The organism is Nocardiopsis eucommiae, from assembly GCF_965344335.1.
Taxonomy (GTDB): Bacteria; Actinomycetota; Actinomycetes; order Streptosporangiales; family Streptosporangiaceae; genus Nocardiopsis; species Nocardiopsis eucommiae.
The window spans coordinates 1-14,958 of the sequence record NZ_CBDRIY010000070.1; the positions used below are offsets into that span (position 1 = coordinate 1).

Annotated in this window: 15 protein-coding genes; 5 read left to right on the forward strand and 10 right to left on the reverse strand. The window is 69.9% G+C overall.

Features of this window, described 5'->3' with window-relative positions:
- The coding region (locus tag ACRWK8_RS26320) for a hypothetical protein (RefSeq protein ID WP_431873175.1) at nt 1–259 on the reverse strand (259 nt) is incomplete at its 3' end.
- A gap of 515 nt (nt 260–774) precedes the next feature.
- Here ACRWK8_RS26320 and ACRWK8_RS26325 point away from each other — a divergent pair.
- Together ACRWK8_RS26325 and ACRWK8_RS26330 are read left to right on the forward strand one after the other, a co-directional pair.
- Nucleotides 775–2,124: an HD-GYP domain-containing protein gene (locus ACRWK8_RS26325; protein WP_378743293.1), complete on the forward strand. Its 1,350-nt coding sequence runs from the start codon at nt 775–777 to the stop codon at nt 2,122–2,124.
- Nucleotides 2,124–3,455: an HD-GYP domain-containing protein gene (locus ACRWK8_RS26330; RefSeq protein WP_378743225.1), complete on the forward strand. Its 1,332-nt coding sequence runs from the start codon at nt 2,124–2,126 to the stop codon at nt 3,453–3,455. The genes ACRWK8_RS26325 and ACRWK8_RS26330 overlap by 1 nt, the downstream gene beginning before the upstream one ends.
- Nucleotides 3,456–3,797: 342 nt before the next feature.
- Here ACRWK8_RS26330 and ACRWK8_RS26335 read toward each other — a convergent pair whose 3' ends face one another.
- Nucleotides 3,798–4,538: a GntR family transcriptional regulator gene (locus ACRWK8_RS26335; protein ID WP_378743223.1), complete on the reverse strand. Its 741-nt coding sequence runs from the start codon at nt 4,536–4,538 to the stop codon at nt 3,798–3,800.
- A 133-nt stretch (nt 4,539–4,671) separates the two neighbouring features.
- Here ACRWK8_RS26335 and ACRWK8_RS26340 point away from each other — a divergent pair, with 133 nt between their 5' ends.
- The gene (locus ACRWK8_RS26340) at nt 4,672–6,216 is read left to right on the forward strand and encodes a sensor histidine kinase (RefSeq protein ID WP_378743221.1); all 1,545 of its coding nucleotides are present in this window, start codon (nt 4,672–4,674) and stop codon (nt 6,214–6,216) included.
- A gap of 102 nt (nt 6,217–6,318) precedes the next feature.
- On the opposite strand, the gene ACRWK8_RS26345 is transcribed toward ACRWK8_RS26340, so the two are convergent.
- Nucleotides 6,319–6,573: a WhiB family transcriptional regulator gene (locus tag ACRWK8_RS26345; protein ID WP_378743219.1), complete on the reverse strand. Its 255-nt coding sequence runs from the start codon at nt 6,571–6,573 to the stop codon at nt 6,319–6,321.
- Nucleotides 6,574–6,858: 285 nt separating this feature from the next.
- Entirely contained in the window at nt 6,859–7,791 is a 933-nt protein-coding gene (locus tag ACRWK8_RS26350; protein ID WP_378743217.1) for a diacylglycerol/lipid kinase family protein, read from the reverse strand.
- A gap of 234 nt (nt 7,792–8,025) precedes the next feature.
- Between ACRWK8_RS26350 and ACRWK8_RS26355 the strand changes: the two genes are divergently transcribed.
- Complete coding sequence (locus ACRWK8_RS26355) at nt 8,026–8,421, forward strand: hypothetical protein (protein ID WP_378743215.1); 396 nt, start codon at nt 8,026–8,028, stop codon at nt 8,419–8,421.
- Nucleotides 8,422–8,451: 30 nt separating this feature from the next.
- Here ACRWK8_RS26355 and ACRWK8_RS26360 read toward each other — a convergent pair whose 3' ends face one another.
- The 6 genes from ACRWK8_RS26360 to ACRWK8_RS26385 form a co-directional block, all read right to left on the reverse strand.
- Nucleotides 8,452–9,210 carry an RNA polymerase sigma factor SigF gene (locus tag ACRWK8_RS26360; RefSeq protein ID WP_199776574.1) on the reverse strand — a complete coding sequence of 253 codons (759 nt, stop codon included), beginning with the start codon at nt 9,208–9,210 and terminating at the stop codon, nt 8,452–8,454.
- A 41-nt stretch (nt 9,211–9,251) separates the two neighbouring features.
- Nucleotides 9,252–9,677 carry an ATP-binding protein gene (locus ACRWK8_RS26365; RefSeq protein ID WP_026128903.1) on the reverse strand — a complete coding sequence of 142 codons (426 nt, stop codon included), beginning with the start codon at nt 9,675–9,677 and terminating at the stop codon, nt 9,252–9,254.
- A 242-nt stretch (nt 9,678–9,919) separates the two neighbouring features.
- A complete protein-coding gene (locus ACRWK8_RS26370; protein WP_378743213.1) occupies nt 9,920–10,510 on the reverse strand; it encodes a class I SAM-dependent methyltransferase in 591 nt (196 codons plus the stop codon).
- 149 nt (nt 10,511–10,659) lie between these two features.
- Nucleotides 10,660–11,481: an amino acid ABC transporter ATP-binding protein gene (locus tag ACRWK8_RS26375; protein ID WP_378743211.1), complete on the reverse strand. Its 822-nt coding sequence runs from the start codon at nt 11,479–11,481 to the stop codon at nt 10,660–10,662.
- Nucleotides 11,481–12,440 (reverse strand): amino acid ABC transporter permease, encoded by a 960-nt coding sequence (locus ACRWK8_RS26380; protein WP_378743209.1) that lies wholly within the window; start codon nt 12,438–12,440, stop codon nt 11,481–11,483. The genes ACRWK8_RS26375 and ACRWK8_RS26380 overlap by 1 nt, the downstream gene beginning before the upstream one ends.
- Nucleotides 12,441–12,479: 39 nt before the next feature.
- On the reverse strand, nt 12,480–13,397 hold the full coding sequence (locus ACRWK8_RS26385; protein WP_431873176.1) for an ABC transporter substrate-binding protein: 918 nt from the start codon (nt 13,395–13,397) through the stop codon (nt 12,480–12,482).
- A 375-nt stretch (nt 13,398–13,772) separates the two neighbouring features.
- Between ACRWK8_RS26385 and ACRWK8_RS26390 the strand changes: the two genes are divergently transcribed.
- The coding region (locus ACRWK8_RS26390) for an NAD(P)-dependent malic enzyme (RefSeq protein ID WP_431873177.1) at nt 13,773–14,958 on the forward strand (1,186 nt) is incomplete at its 3' end.

The window sequence follows — 14,958 nt, forward strand, 5'->3', positions numbered from 1 at the left end:
AAAGCTGGAATTCCAGCTTTCGCCACTTTTTGTGTATCCAGGGATGCTTGTTGTGTTCTGATGCGTTCTGGGCTATTTGTGTGATTTTGTAGAAAGAGTTCGCCGCATCCCCCTGAACTCGGGGGGTTTTGGTCACAGGGGTGCCGAGTTGGCGGTTCCTGAGGGGTTCGACACGCCCGATGCCTGGAATCGGTTTTCGGTCGTGACCGAGTCGGAATGAATTTCCTTGAACTTGTGAGAGACCGTTTCGATCGCTCACGATGGGTAGTCATGCCTGATGAGGTTGGCCGACCCCGCGTCCAGGATCGCCCGGGGCGCCGATGGTCCCCGGCGTCGCACCTGTGACCTATTGTCACTCTGTGTAACCATCTGGAATGACTAATTGAATTAGTAATTCCACGCTCCGGAACTTCACGTCCTCTCTGGCTTCGTCTCTGCCCTCGGTTCGGGTTGGGGGTAATCAGGATGGTGTCGTGGCCCGTTAAACTGGAGGCCTTATCCAACGAATAAGGTCATTTGCGCGGCGTGCCCGGTGGATGAGGGGGCAGGCGCCACGGGGAGAAGGGGGTCGACGATGCTCGTCACCATGTTCGGTTCGATGATGTCCGCCGTTTTTGTGGCTTCCACTTTTACCGGATGGGCTTGGTGGTAGAACAGAACCGGTGAAACCATGACAGTCCGGTCGTCGTCGGTGGGGGGTGAACGGGGGTGCGGGCTCTTCCTTGGGGCGCGCGTGTCTACGTCGGGATCATCGTTGTCAGTGCTGTCGCCATCATGCTCGTCGGTCCCTACGCGGGGATCGACCTGGGGACCCTGGTACTCATCGCGGTCCTCTTCGTCGTCGCGGAGTCGATAAGCACACACGTCGTCGTCGTCGACGTCAAGGAAGCCGGAATCTCACCGAGCTCGGCCGTGGCCCTGGCCGCCGTCGTGCTGGTGGGCCCGGCCGGGGCGGCCGTGGTCGGATTCGCCTCCTGCCTCGCGGTCCGCAGACAGGGCCTGGTGAAGCGAGCCTTCAACGGAGCCCAGTTCGCGCTGGCGGCCTACGTGGCCGGACAGGTCTACCTCCTGCTCGGAGGCACGGTGGGGGTGCCGGGGCAGTCCGACTTCCCCGGCATCGTCCTGCCGTACGTCGCCGCGGTCCTGACGCACACGCTGCTCAACTCGTTGCTCATCGGCGCGCTCATGTGGTGCCTGGGCGTCACCCGGCCCGCCGGTGCGGGGCCGATGCGCTGGCGCCCGCTGGCCGCCCTGGAGGTCGCCTCCGTGGGTTACCAGATGCTGGGCCTGGCGATCGCGGCCATCTGGGGCGCGGTGGGGATCATCGCCCCGCTCCTTGTCCTGCTTCCGCTGTTCATCGCGCGGTGGGTGTTCGGCCAGCAGACCGCCGAGGCGCGCGCGCACGAGGCCACCCTGGCCACCCTGTGCCAGGCCGTGGAGACGAAGGACTACTACACCCGGGGCCACTGCATGCGGGTGGCCGAGGGCTCCGCGATGATCGCCGCCGAGCTGGGCATGCCCGCCGAGCGCGTGCAGAAGATCCGGTACGCGGGGATGCTGCACGACATCGGCAAGCTCGGGGTGCCCACCAAGGTGCTCCAGAAGAACGGCAAGCTCACGGACGACGAGTACGCCGCGATCAAGCTGCACCCCACGCGCGGGTACGAGATCGTCCGCGAGATCAGCTTCCTGGACGAGGCCCTCGCGGGCATCCGGCACCACCACGAGCGCCTGGACGGGCGCGGCTACCCGATGGGGCTGGTGGGGATGGAGATCCCCGAGTCCGCCCGGATCATCAGCGTGGCCGACGTCTTCGACTGCCTCACCTCCACGCGTTCCTACCGCAAGGCGTGGTCCGTGGAGGACGCCATCACGGAGCTCCGGCGCTGCGCGGGCAGTCAGTTCGACCCCCGGATGGTGGAGGCACTCGTCCGGGCCGTCACCCGCGAGGGATGGGAGACGCCGGACATCGCGGAGCCGCCGGGCGGTTGCTACGGCGCGTCCGGGACTCCGGAGTCCGGTGAGACGGACGCGACGGTGGCGTCCGCCCCGCAGCGGAGCGGAACCACGACGGTGGCCGAGTCCACGTCGGCGGCCGCGGTGACGGGGGGCCAGGAGCGGTGATGACGCAGAGGCAGTCGGACGGGACTCCTCCCGGACCGCACCCCGGCGGCCCCGAGGGCGGGGCACTGGGCCACGAGCGTTCCTGGGGGCCGGTCTGGCGTACCGCGAGACCCTTCCGGGCCCTGCTCGTGGGCGGGGTGGGCGCCGCCTCCCTGGCCGCCCTGGTGTGGACCGCCGCGACCGGGTTCCACCAGCCTTACGTGGCGCTGGCCTTCTGCCTGGTCATCGCCGGTGGCGAACTGGCCAGGATCACCCTGCCCGGGCACCGGGAGTCCGCGCCGATCGCCCTGGCCGGGGCGATCGCGTACGCGTTCCTGCTCAGTCTGGGCGGTGAGCCGATCCACCACACGGCCTGGCAGGTCGTGGCGGTGGTCGCCCTGGGGGTGGCCCTGGGCGAACTCCCCCACGTGGCGGTGGGCCACGGCCCCCGGCTGGAGGACGTCGCGCGCAGGGTGCTCACCGCACTGCTGCTCGCCGTCGCCTTCCGGCCCCTGGTGGAGGCCCTGTCCCTGACGGGGCCCTCGGTCGTGGTCGCCCTGCTGATGACGGTCCTGGTCGCCCTGGCGTGGGCGCTGGACGTCGCGGTCTCCGCCGTGCTGCGCGCCGAACGGCTGCGCACCCGACTGGTCGTGGCCACGCGCGACGAGGCCCGCGCACAGGTGGCCACCGGGGGCGCGATCGCCTCCAGCGGCGTGCTGATCGCCCTGGCCTGCACGGTCACGGGTCTGGTCGGGCTGCTGGTCTTCCTCGCTCCGCTGCTGGTCTCACAGGTGGCCTTCCGCAGGCACGCCGAGGTGCGCCGCACCTACCTGGAGACGGTGCGGGCGCTGTCCCGGGTCACCGAGGTGGGCGGCTACGTGGAGAACGGCCACTCGCGGCGGGTCAGCCAGCTCTCCCACGGCATCGCCTGCGAACTGGGACTGGCCGAGGCGGAGCTGCTGGAACTGGAGTACGCGGCGCTGATGCACGACATCGGCCAGCTCTCCCTGCGCGAGCCCATCGCGGGCGGCGCCACCGTGCTCTCCTCGCCGAGGGAGCAGCGCCGGATCGCGGAACTGGGTTCGGCCATCATCCGGGAGACCGGGGTGCTGGACAACGTGGCGGAGATGGTCCGCCGCCAGTGCGAGCCGCTGGCCGGTGACGGCGACGAGGGCGTGCCCCCGCTGGGCAGCCGCGTGATCAAGGTCGCCAACGCCTTCGACGACCTGGTCGGGGAGAACGGTGACGCCGAGCGCCGGGCCGCCGTCGTGGAGCGCCTGCGCATGGACACCGGCAGCGAGTACGACCCCCGGGTGGTCGACGCCCTCGCCTGCGTGCTCGCCCGCGGCTGACCGAGAGACCGCGGTGCTCGCGAGCCCCCGTGGTTCCGGTTGTCGCCCGGCACCCGCTCCCGTGCGGCGTCGGGTACCGCGTGGGCGGAACGCCGCCGACACGATCCGGGCGTCCCCGTGACCGCGTTCGGCGGTGACCCGTTCGGCCGGGTCCGCGACGGCCTCCGGCGTGAGGACGCGGTGGCCCACGGCGTCCCTCTCCAAGTGCGGGAGACAGCTCGCTGGACGGGGGCGGGGGCATCGTGGGGGCGCCACTCCACGGCGGGAGACCGCACCGAGGGGTCGCCGCTCGGGGGCGCGCCCGGTGGCCGGGGGACGGTCGCGGTGGGCGGGGGCGGGGTCTCAGTCCCGGGGCGGACGCAGGCGCGTGACGAACTTGTAGCGGTCGCCACGGTAGAGCGATCGCACCCACTCCACCGGGTGCCCGTCGCCGTCGAAGCTGTGCTGGCAGTGCAGGACCAGGGGCAGGCCCACGTCCACGCCGAGCAGGCGGGCCTCGTTGGGGGTCGCGAGCACGGTCTCGATGGAGGCCTCCGCCTCCGCGAGGGAGACGTCGTAGGCGCTCGCGAGAGCCTCGTAGAGCGACGCGTAGCGGTCCAGCTGCCTCCGGAGCCCGGGAAAGCGTCGCGCGGCCAGGTGGGCCGTCTCGACGGCCATGGGCTCACCGTTGGCCAGCCGGAGCCGTTCGATCCGCAGCACGCGACCGCCGGAACGGATGGCGAGGAGCTCAGCGAGCTGGTCGTCCGCGTTGATGTAGCTCACGTCCAGGATGCGGGTGGCCGGGTGCAGGCCGTGCGCCCGCATCTCCTGGGTGTAGCTGGTCAGCTGGAGGATCTGGGCGACCTTGGGCTTGGCCACGAACGTGCCCTTGCCCTGGATGCGGAGCAGCCGACCCTCGACGACCATCTCGGTCAGGGCCTGGCGCACCGTGGTGCGCGAGGTGCCGAACTGGGTGGCCAGGGCGCGCTCGGGCGGGACCGGGTTCCCCGCCGGCATGGCCTCGATCAGCTCCAGCAGCTGCTTCTTGACCTGGTAGTACTTGGGCACTCTGGGGTTGCCGTCCAGTGTGTGCTGACCAGTCATCAGTCTCCTCCGCCGCGTTCCGCGCCCCGCCAGGACGTGGTCGGTGCGGCCGCCTTCCGGCCGTCGATTGGTGTGGACCACTGGTCGAGTGCGTGTCCCTTGAGTATGCACGGCTTCATGGGATGATTTGTGAGTGCCTCACCTCAGCGACCTCATTCGCCGCCACACGTCACTCAAGCAGGCGGACCTGGAGTGGATCCACTCGCTGGTCTCCGACTGGCAGCTCCTGGCCGACCTCTCCTTCGCGGACCTCGTGCTGTGGGTGCGCCTGCGGGAGGACGACGGATGGATCGCCATCGCGCAGATGCGACCCACCACCGGCCCGACCGCCTTCCAGGACGACCTGGTGGAGGCGGTGCTCCGGGACGACATGACCGATGTCACGTCCCGGACGGCGCCCCGGGTGGTCGGACGCCGCGCCCTGATCGACCGCGCCTGGAGCGAGGGCCGGATCTGCCGCGACGGCGACCCGGACTGGTCCGGCGGGGTCCCGGTGCGCGAGGAGACCATCCCGGTCCGCCGCGAGGGCAACCTCATCGCGGTCATCCAGCGCAGCACCAACCTCAGCTCGGCGCGCACGCCCAGCCGCCTGGAGCTCACCTACCTCCAGAGCGCGGGCGACCTCGCCCAGATGATCGCGGAGGGCGCCTTCCCGTTCAGCGACCAGGGACCGCTCATGGTCCGCTCGCCGAGGGTGGGCGACGGCCTGCTGCGCCTGGACCAGAACGGCGAGGTGGTCTACGCCAGCCCCAACGCGCTCTCGGCCTACCGTCGGCTGGGCCTGACCGCCGACCTCGTGGGTGCCCGCCTGGACCGCACCACGCTGGAGCTGGCCGCCCAGGGGGAGGCCCGCGACGAGAACCTCACCTACACGGCGAGCGGGCGCGCTCCGCAGGAGGCCGAGGTCGAGGCGCGCGGGGTCACCGTGCAGCTGAGGGCCATACCGCTGGTGATCGACGGGGTGCGGATCGGCGCGCTGGTGATGGTCCGCGACGTCACCGAGCTGCGGCGGCGCGAGCGCGAGCTGATGACCAAGGACGCCACCATCCGGGAGATCCACCACCGGGTGAAGAACAACCTCCAGACGGTGGCGGCTCTGCTGCGGCTCCAGTCGCGGCGCCTGGACATCCCCGAGGCGCGGGCGGCCCTGGACGAGGCGGTCGGCCGGGTGGGGTCGATCGCGATCGTGCACGAGATGCTCTCGCACACCCCGGACGAGGTGGTCGACTTCGACGACATCGCCGACCGGGTGATGCAGATGGCGGCGGAGGTGTCCTCGACGGGGCAGGCGGTGGTGCCCAGGCGCGACGGCCACTTCGGGCTGTTGAACGCGCTGGTGGCCACGCCGCTGTCGATGGTGCTGGCGGAACTGGTGCAGAACGCGGTGGAGCACGGCCTGGGGCAGGGCCCGGGGCTGATCGAGGTGCGGGTGCGCCGGTTCGACACCGGCCCGGCCCACCCGGGGCCGAGCAGCCTGGAGTTGGCCGTCTCCGACGACGGTGGCGGTCTGCCGGAGGACTTCGACCTGGAGGGCACCACGAGCCTGGGTCTGCAGATCGTGCGGACCCTGATCGTGGGCGAGCTCGGGGGGACCCTGGCGATCAAGCCGAAGGACGCTGGCGGGACCGAGGTGGCGATCAGCCTGCCCCTGGAGCACGAGGAGCGCGAGGTTCCCTGAGGGGGCGAGGGGCGGGGGCGTCGCTTCCGGCCCGGCCTCCCGCGCCGGGGATGTGACTCCCCGCCGCGCCCGCGGGGGTCGTCGTTCAGCCGGGGCGGTTGGTCAGCTGCGGACCATGGGGCGCAGCGCGGTGCCGCGGCGCTTGATACGGCGTCGTTCCTCTTCCGAGGTGCCTCCCCAGACGCCGCCGTCCTGGCCGCTCTCCAGCGCCCACTTCAGACACGCGGAGCTGACCGGGCAGCGCTGACAGACCGCCTTGGCCTCCTCGATCTGGATCAGTGCGGGGCCGTGGTCGCCGATGGGGAAGAAGAGTTCGGGGTCTTCGTCACGGCAGGCTGCGTCATGGCGCCAGTCCATGCGGTCACTCCTCACAGTGAGGCGATCATTTGTGAAGCTTTTCACGATCGGAATGTGCAAGGGCGCCCGGCGGAGGGGGTCCACCGGAGGGTCGTCAAGGCCGAGGTAAGTGAGGTTTCACCCCACGGCCACGTGGGAAGCGCCCAAATTAACTCGCCCGTAACTCGCGGCGATAACTTGAGCGTGACAGGAACGCCGGAGGCACGCAAGAGTCCCCGAGGCCAAAGGTCCTGTTCGGCGTGTCGGGTGCGTCACAGTCGCTGGGAATGGCGGCTTTCGACGTTATTAACAGAAGATTCGTAATGCCTTCGGTACCGAGTGGAAGTTGACCTCTTCACGCTCCCCCAGGTATTCACCGTCGATTTGGAAGGCCCGGGGATGGGACGACGAGATGCGCAGCGAGGCCTGGTCGTGCCAGGTCACGTAGCCGTCCCCACGTGCGGGAAGGCCCTTCGGGAAGAACATTTGGGAAAGAACCCAGCCAGTCAGCGCGTGCGAGGACTGGGTCAGCGCGAATGCGTCCAGGCCCAGCTCGAATCGTGAGGCCGGGGTGGGCTGAAGTGGCAGCGCTCCCGCGTACGTCCAGGGAGTCGTGTTGGTGACCAGCGCGAAATAGACGTCCTCCAGGGACCTTCCGTCGTTGGACACGCTCAGTGACGGATCGCGGATATCCCCTCGGAAGAACAGCTTTACCGCCGTCTCCGCGTACAGCGCCGGAGTGGCCTTGCGGCCGTTGCCGCGTTCCTGCTCCACCTGCTGCACCACATCGGCGTCCCAGCCGAAACCCGCGCAGAAAGTGAAGTAACGGTCGTCCTGGTCGCCGGTGATCCGGCCCAGCCCGATCTCGCGCTCACGTCCGGCCCGGATCGCCTCCAGGACCGCGCCGGTCGCCTCGACCGGGTCGCCGGGGACCCCCAGGGAGCGGATGAAGACGTTCGCGCTTCCGCCCGGGATGACGGCGTACCGGGGGCGGGGCAGGCCCTCCGGGGTGGTGAGGAGCCCGTTGACGACCTCGTTGACGGTGCCGTCACCGCCCAGGCTCAACACGAGTTCGTACCCGTCGGCGGCGGCGCCCCGCGCCAGCTCGCGCGCGTGGTCGCGGTAGGCGGTCTCGACGGGGGTGACGTCCAGCTCGGAGGCCAGGGCGGCCAGGATCACCTCGCGGGAGCGGGAGGTGGTCGTGGTCGCCTGGGGGTTCACGATGAATAGGGCTCGCACCCGCCCAGTCTAGGGCGTGTTCCTTGGATCATCCCGCGCTCGCGTTGATGGCGGCTCCCCCCGCAGGTGGAAGCATCCACGGGAACACGCCCCGGGCGTGCGGTGCGTGTGAGGGGGAGCGGACGGGAGCCAGAGGAGCGCGCGTCACGCGGTGTGGGGCTGGCCGGGCGTCGGGAGGGCACCCGAGGGGCGGGCCGGAGAGGGGGACACCGGGAGCGCGTATAGGCTCGTCGGGTGTCTTCGCGTCCCTTCACCATCGTCATCGCCGCCGTGCTGGAGGCCCTGATCGGGCTGGTCTCGGCGGTCGCCGGAATCTACAGCCTGTACACCGCGATCGCCGGGCGGGCCACCGATCCGGTCTCCTCGGCACTCCCGCTCACCGTGATCGGTGTCGGGGTCGGCGCGCTGCTCGTCTTCGTCGCGTACGGGCTCTGGAACCTGCGCGACTGGGCCCGCACCCCGGTGGTCGTCACCCAGATCTTCATGGCCGTGGTGGCGTACTACATGTACACGGGGGAGCAGTACGTGATCTGCGCCGTCATGCTCGCCGTGGCGGTGGCCGCGGCGGCCGCCGTCCTGGCGCCGCCGACGACCGCGGTGCTGTTCTCCGACACCGAGGGGCGCCGGTAACGGTCACCGCGGCCGTCGGCCGCGCACCGGTCAGTCGTCCGTGGTGAGCGCCTGACGCAGTTGGGCCAGGGTGCGCGCGAGCAGACGCGACACGTGCATCTGGGAGATCCCGAGCTCCTGGGCGATCTGCGACTGCGTCATGTTCCCGAAGAAGCGCAGCAGCAGGATGCGCTTCTCCCGGGGCGGCAGCTGCTCCAGGAGCGGCTTCAGTGACTCCCGGTACTCCACGCCCTCCAGGGACTCGTCGACGATCCCCAGGGAGTCGGCCACCGCCGGGGCGTCCTCGTCCCCGCTGTCGGGGGCGTCCAACGACACCGTCGAGTAGGCGTTGGCGGACTCCAGGCCCTCCAGCACCTCCTCCTCGGTCATCTGGAGGTGCGCGGCCAGTTCCGCGACGGTGGGGGAGCGCCCCTCGCGCTGCGACAGGTCGCTGACCGCCTTGGTCAGCGAGAGCTTCAGCTCCTGGAGACGGCGCGGTACCCGCACCGCCCAGCCCTTGTCCCGGAAGTGGCGCTTGATCTCACCGACGATCGTGGGGGTCGCGTACGTGGAGAACTCCACCCCGCGCTCCAGATCGAACCGGTCGATGGACTTGATCAGCCCGATCGTGGCCACCTGCGTGAGGTCGTCCAGCCACTCGCCCCTGTTACGGAACCTGCGGGCCAGGTACTCCACCAAGGGCAGGTGGAGCTCGACCAGTTCGTCGCGGATCGCCCTGCGCTCGGGCGCGTCCGCGTCGAGGTCGTTAAGGCGCTCGAACAACTCTCTCGCGCGCGCCCGGTCGGGCACCGCGTGCTCGGTCTTCGCTGTCAGAGCGGGCCCCCTTTCGCTCACGCCGGCTCCAGGGCGCCACGGCGTTTGTACAGGACGATGTAGACGCGGTCGTCCGGACCGACGCCCGCGTCGACATCCCCGGCGAGAGCGGAGAGCACGGTCCAGGCGAAGGTGTCACGTGCGGGCAGGCGTCCGTCCGCCGTCATCACCGAGACCGAGATGCGCATCCCGTCGGGGGTGAGTTCGAATTCCGTGGTCAGTTCTGTGCCGGGAAGCGCCTGGGAGAGGAGCATCGCGCAGGCCTCGTCAACCCCGATCCTCAGGTCCTCGATCTCGTCGAGGGTGAAGTCGAGTCGGGCGGCCAGCCCTGCCGTCGCCGTGCGCAGGACAGACAGATAAGCGCTGTCGGCGGGCATGTTGACGGTGACAGCGTCGCGTACACCGGTGGCGTCGGCCGTGGGCACAGCGGTTTCTTCGGTCACGTCCCTCCTTCGGGGGGCGAGGTTGCCGCTTGAGAGCAATGTATCTCGTTTCACCCTGCCACTGACGCAGGGAGAAGGGATCGTGTCCAGCCCTCGGAGGGCGAACACGAGACGAATGGTCCGCCCGGGCCCCTCGCGGAAGCCAGTGCGGTCAGCGCGTCGCCGTCCGGGCGACGGACCGTCAACACATCCCTGGGGGGCGTTCCCAGGGTACGCGCCGCGTCGGCGGGGCGCCGACGACCTCAGCGGGGCCGGTGCGCGACCACCCGTTCCACCATGCCCATCATCAGCCGGTCGTGGTGTCCCACCTCGAACCCGACCTCCTCCGCGACGGCGCGGGGCAGCCTGCGCGGGTGCTTGCGCAGGCGTTCACGCAGCCGGAACGGGAACCGCGTGTACTCGATGTGGTCGACCAGCAGCAGACGCCCGCCGGGGACCAGGACACGGTGCATCTCCGCCAGGGCGCGCCCCTGGTCGGGGATCGTGCAGAGCGCGAGCGCGCACAGGACGGTGTCGAACGACTGGTCCGCGAAGGCGAGCCGCTGGGCGTCGCCCTCCACCAGGTGCACCAGGCGGCCCTGTTCCTCGGCCCTCTCCCCGGCCCGCGCGAGCATGGCGGGGCTCAGGTCCACCCCCGTGAGCATGACCTGCGGCGGGTAGTACTCCAGGTTGATCCCGGTGCCCACGGCCACTTCGAGGGTGCGCCCCCGCGCGCCGCCGCACAGCAGCCGACGCGTGCGGCGGATACTCGACGGTTCCAGCCGTGATCCGGTGTCGTAACCTCCCGCCCTCTTCTCCCACAGCTCGCGAACCTTCTCCGTACGCGCGTCCATGCCTCTCCCCGGGCAGGTGGATGTCACGTGACGACTCTGGGGGCGGGAGCCCCCGGGGTCAAGGGCATCGGGAGCACGTCCCCGTGAACCGGGACACGACGGCGCCCCGTGACCCCGGTGTCCGGGTCACGGGGCGCGGAGAGCGTCGGTCACAGGACCTTGGAGAGGAAGGCCTGGGTGCGCTCGTGCTGGGGGTTGGTCAGGACGTCGGCGGGGGTGCCGGACTCCACGACGACGCCGTCGTCCATGAAGACCAGGGAGTCCCCGACCTCGCGGGCGAAACCCATCTCGTGGGTGACCACGACCATGGTCATGCCGCCCCGGGCGAGGTCGCGCATGACGTCCAGGACCTCACCCACCAGCTCCGGGTCCAGCGCGCTGGTGGGCTCGTCGAACAGCATCAGCGACGGCTCCATGGCCAGGGCGCGGGCGATCGCCACGCGCTGCTGCTGGCCGCCGGAGAGCTGTTCGGGGTAGGCGTCCGCCTTGTCCGGCAGGCCGACCCGCTCCAGCAGCTCCCGGGCGCGTTCGGTGGCCTCGGCCCGGGGCACCTTCTTGACCTGCACCGGGGCCTCGATGATGTTGCCCAGCACCGTCAGGTGCGGGAACAGGTTGAAACGCTGGAAGACCATCCCGATGTCGCTGCGCTGCGCGGCGATCTCGGTGTCGCGCAGCTCGTACAGGCGCCCGCGCTTCTGCCGGTAGCCCATGAGCTCGCCGTTGACCCACAGGCGCCCCGCGGTCAGCTTCTCCAGGTGGTTGACGCAGCGCAGGAACGTGGACTTGCCCGACCCCGAGGGGCCGACCACGCACATGACCTCGCCGCGCTTGACCTGGAGGTCGATGCCCTTGAGCACCTCCAGGCGCCCGAAACTCTTGTGGACGTTCTCGGCCACGACGAGGGCGTCCGCGGGCAGTTCGGTGCCCTCGGCGGTCTCCACGACGCCGTGGTCCTTGGTCTGGTCGGCCATCAGTGCGCCCCTCCCACGATGCTCTGCCGGACCCCGCGCCCGCTCCGGTTGAACCTGCGTTCGATGAAGTACTGGCCCACCATCAGGACGCTGGTGATGGCCAGGTACCACAGGCACGCGGCCACCAGCATCGGGAAGATCTGGTAGCTCCGGGTGCCGATGGCCTGGAGCTGGTAGAAGAGCTCGATGGTCACCGGTACGTAGGCGAGCAGCGCCGTGTCCTTGAGCATGGCGATGGTCTCGTTGCCGGTCGGCGGGATGACCACCCGCATCGCCTGCGGCAGGGTGATCCGCCGCATGATCCGGCTCCGGCTCATGCCGAGCGCCTGCGCCGCCTCGGTCTGGCCCTTGTCCACGGACTGGAGGCCCGCGCGGATGATCTCGGCCATGTAGGCGCCCTCGGACAGCGAGAGGGCGAGGAGGCCCGCCGTGTAGCCGGTCAGGAGGGTGCGGGCGTCGATCTCGAAGAAGCGGGCGTCGCCCTCCAGACCCAGCCACGGCATCCAGTAGTTGTCGAACGGCAGCCCGATGTGGATGGTCGAGTACAGGATGGCGATGTTGCCGAAGAGGACCGCCAGCACGAGCCGGGGCACTCCGCGGAAGAACCACGTGTACAGCCAGGAGACCGTGACCAGCACGGGGTTACCGGACAGGCGCATCACCGCGAGGATGACGCCGAGGAGGACACCGATGACCATCGACAGCACGGTCGCGCTCAGGGTGACCCACACGCCCCGCAGCACGGGGTCGGAGAACATGTTGTCGAACATGAACGGCCAGTTGAACGCGGGGTTCGTGAACAGCATGTGCACGAACATCGCGGCGAGGACCAGGATGATCCCGGCGGCCACCCACCGTTCGGGGTACCGGACGGGGACGGCGGTGATCGGTGCGGCCGAACGGCCCGGGGTCGGTTCCTTCGACCCCGGGCCGCCCACCGGTTCGCTCGGTGAGGTCACAGTCAGACTTTCGCTTGGTGTACGGACGTGCGCGGGACCCTAGACGGCCGGGTTGACCTCGGCCTCTTCGAGGGCTCCGCCCTCGATGCCCCACTCCGCGAGGACCTCCTCGTAGGAGCCGTCCTCGATGATGGAGTTGAAGGCCGCGGCGACGGCCTCGGAGAGCTCCTCCTGCTCCTGGTTGACGACGACGCCGTAGGGCGCCGCGTCGTACTGCTCACCGATGAACTCCAGCTGCTCGCCGGTCTGCTGGAGCGCGTAGAGGGCGGTCGGCAGGTCGGCCAGGGAGGCGTCGTTCAGGCCGGAGACGATGGTCTCGGTGGCCTGGGGCTGGGTCTGGAACTTCTCGATGGTGATGGCCTCCTCGCCCGCCTCGACACAGGCCTCGCTGCGGGCCTCGATGTCGGTGTCGTGGGTGGTGCCCGTCTGCACGGCGATGCGCAGGCCGCACGCGTTGTCCGGGTCGACGCCGTCGGGGTTGCCCGCCGGGGCGAACCACTGGGTGCCGGAGGAGAAGTAGCTGACCATGTTCACCGCCTCCATGCGCTCCTCCGTGACGGTGAAGGAGGAGGCGCCGAGGTCGTAGGTGCCGGTGTCGACGCCGATGATGATCGAGTCGAAGGTGGTGGGCTCCCAGTTGGCCTCCAGGCCGAGCTTGCTCAGCGCCGCCTCGATGAGGTCGACGTTGAAGCCGAGCACGGTCTCGCCGTCCTCGTCCAGGTACTCGCCGGGCGGGTAGGAGGCCTCGACGCCGATGGTGACGGAACCGGCCTCGGCCACCGCGTCGGGCAGCAGCGCGGCCAGCTCCTCGTCGACGGCCACGTCGGGGGCCTGGGGGGCGTCCGCGTCCTCGGAGGCCCCCTCGCCGTTGCCGCAAGCCGCCAGGGCCAGGACGCCGGCCGTTGCGAGGGCGGTGAGGTAGGTCCGGGGCTCGGACAGGGGCTTGCGCAGGGCCATGGTGGGTCTCCTTCGGGGAGCACGGAGTGCCTGGTCGAGGGGTGGGTCCGCGCCCTCGCGGGACCGACCAGTGGTGATATGGGATGGATGCGGCGCCGTGGGCGACACGTCGGTGACGTTCCATTCTGTCGACCCGCGATTTTCCTCCGGTCACCGTTGTGAGAGAATTGCGTAACGGGTCATCCCCGTGAGATGCGGACGCGCAGTACTCGTATAAGAGTCCGGCGAAGACCATCCCTCCCGGCGCACACCCGGTCATGGCCGACCGGTGCCGACGAGGGCCCCCTGGCACCCTGACGTCTTCGCGCGCGCTCCGTGGCCCACCGTCCACGTCATGGCCGACGCGGACGTACAGCAGACCGAGGGGTTTGAGTAGTGACCACCTTTTCTTCGCGTACCCAGAACACGTCCCCGCTGGACGAGGACCCGGCCTTCGCCATGCACCGTGGCGGAAAGCTGCACGTGACCTCCTCCGTGGACGTGAGCGACCAGGAGGGCCTGTCCCTCGCCTACACCCCCGGTGTCGCCCGTGTCTGCGACGCCATCGCCGAGAACGCCGAGCTGGTCGAGACCTACACCTGGAAGAGCAACCTGGTCGCCGTCGTCACCGACGGCACCGCGGTGCTCGGCCTGGGCAACATCGGCCCGGAGGCCTCCCTGCCGGTCATGGAGGGCAAGTCGCTGCTGTTCAAGCAGTTCGCGGACGTCGACTCCGTGCCGATCGCGCTCAACTGCACCGACGCCGACGAGATCGTCGAGACCGTCGTGCGCATGTCGCCGTCCTTCGGCGGCGTCAACCTGGAGGACATCTCCGCGCCGCGCTGCTTCGAGATCGAGGCCAAGCTGCGTGAGCGCCTGGACATCCCGGTCTTCCACGACGACCAGCACGGCACGGCCATCGTGACCGTCGCGGCGATGCACAACGCCGCCCGCCTCACCGGCCGCACCCTGGCCGACCTGCGCGTGGTCGTCTCCGGCGCGGGCGCCGCCGGGGTCGCCGTCACCAAGATGCTCATCGACGGCGGGATCGGTGACATCGCCGTGGCCGACTCCAAGGGCATCATCCACCAGGGCCGCGAGGGCCTGACGCCGGTCAAGCAGGAGCTGGCCGAGATCAGCAACAGGGCCGGGCTCCAGGGCTCCATCGAGAGCGCGCTCAGGGGCGCCGACGTCTTCGTCGGCCTGTCCGCCGGTGAGGTCCCCGAGTCGGTCGTGGCCACGATGGCCGAGAACGCCGTCATCTTCGCTATGGCCAACCCCAACCCGGAGGTGCACCCGGACGTCGCCCGCAGGTACGCGAGCGTCGTCGCCACCGGGCGCAGCGACTTCCCGAACCAGATCAACAACGTGCTGGCCTTTCCGGGTGTCTTCCGTGGCGCCTTCGACGTCCAGGCCACCGACATCACCGAGAACATGAAGCTGGCCGCCGCCAAGGCGCTGGCCGAGCTGGTCGGTGACGACCTCAGTGCCGACTACGTGATTCCCAGTCCCTTCGACGAGCGGGTGGTCCCGGCGGTCTCCGCCGCCGTCGCCGCCCAGGCCCGCGAGGACGGCGTCGCCC

Excerpts from the sequence above, each read along its gene's own strand:
- ACRWK8_RS26325 (WP_378743293.1), top strand. The coding sequence starts at position 775 with ATGCTCGTCGGTCCCTACGCGGGGATCGACCTGGGGACCCTGGTACTC.
- ACRWK8_RS26330 (WP_378743225.1), top strand. The coding sequence starts at position 2,124 with ATGACGCAGAGGCAGTCGGACGGGACTCCTCCCGGACCGCACCCCGGC.
- ACRWK8_RS26335 (WP_378743223.1), bottom strand. The coding sequence starts at position 4,538 with ATGACTGGTCAGCACACACTGGACGGCAACCCCAGAGTGCCCAAGTAC.
- ACRWK8_RS26345 (WP_378743219.1), bottom strand. The coding sequence starts at position 6,573 with ATGGACTGGCGCCATGACGCAGCCTGCCGTGACGAAGACCCCGAACTC.
- ACRWK8_RS26370 (WP_378743213.1), bottom strand. The coding sequence starts at position 10,510 with ATGGACGCGCGTACGGAGAAGGTTCGCGAGCTGTGGGAGAAGAGGGCG.
- ACRWK8_RS26375 (WP_378743211.1), bottom strand. The coding sequence starts at position 11,481 with ATGGCCGACCAGACCAAGGACCACGGCGTCGTGGAGACCGCCGAGGGC.
- ACRWK8_RS26385 (WP_431873176.1), bottom strand. The coding sequence starts at position 13,397 with ATGGCCCTGCGCAAGCCCCTGTCCGAGCCCCGGACCTACCTCACCGCC.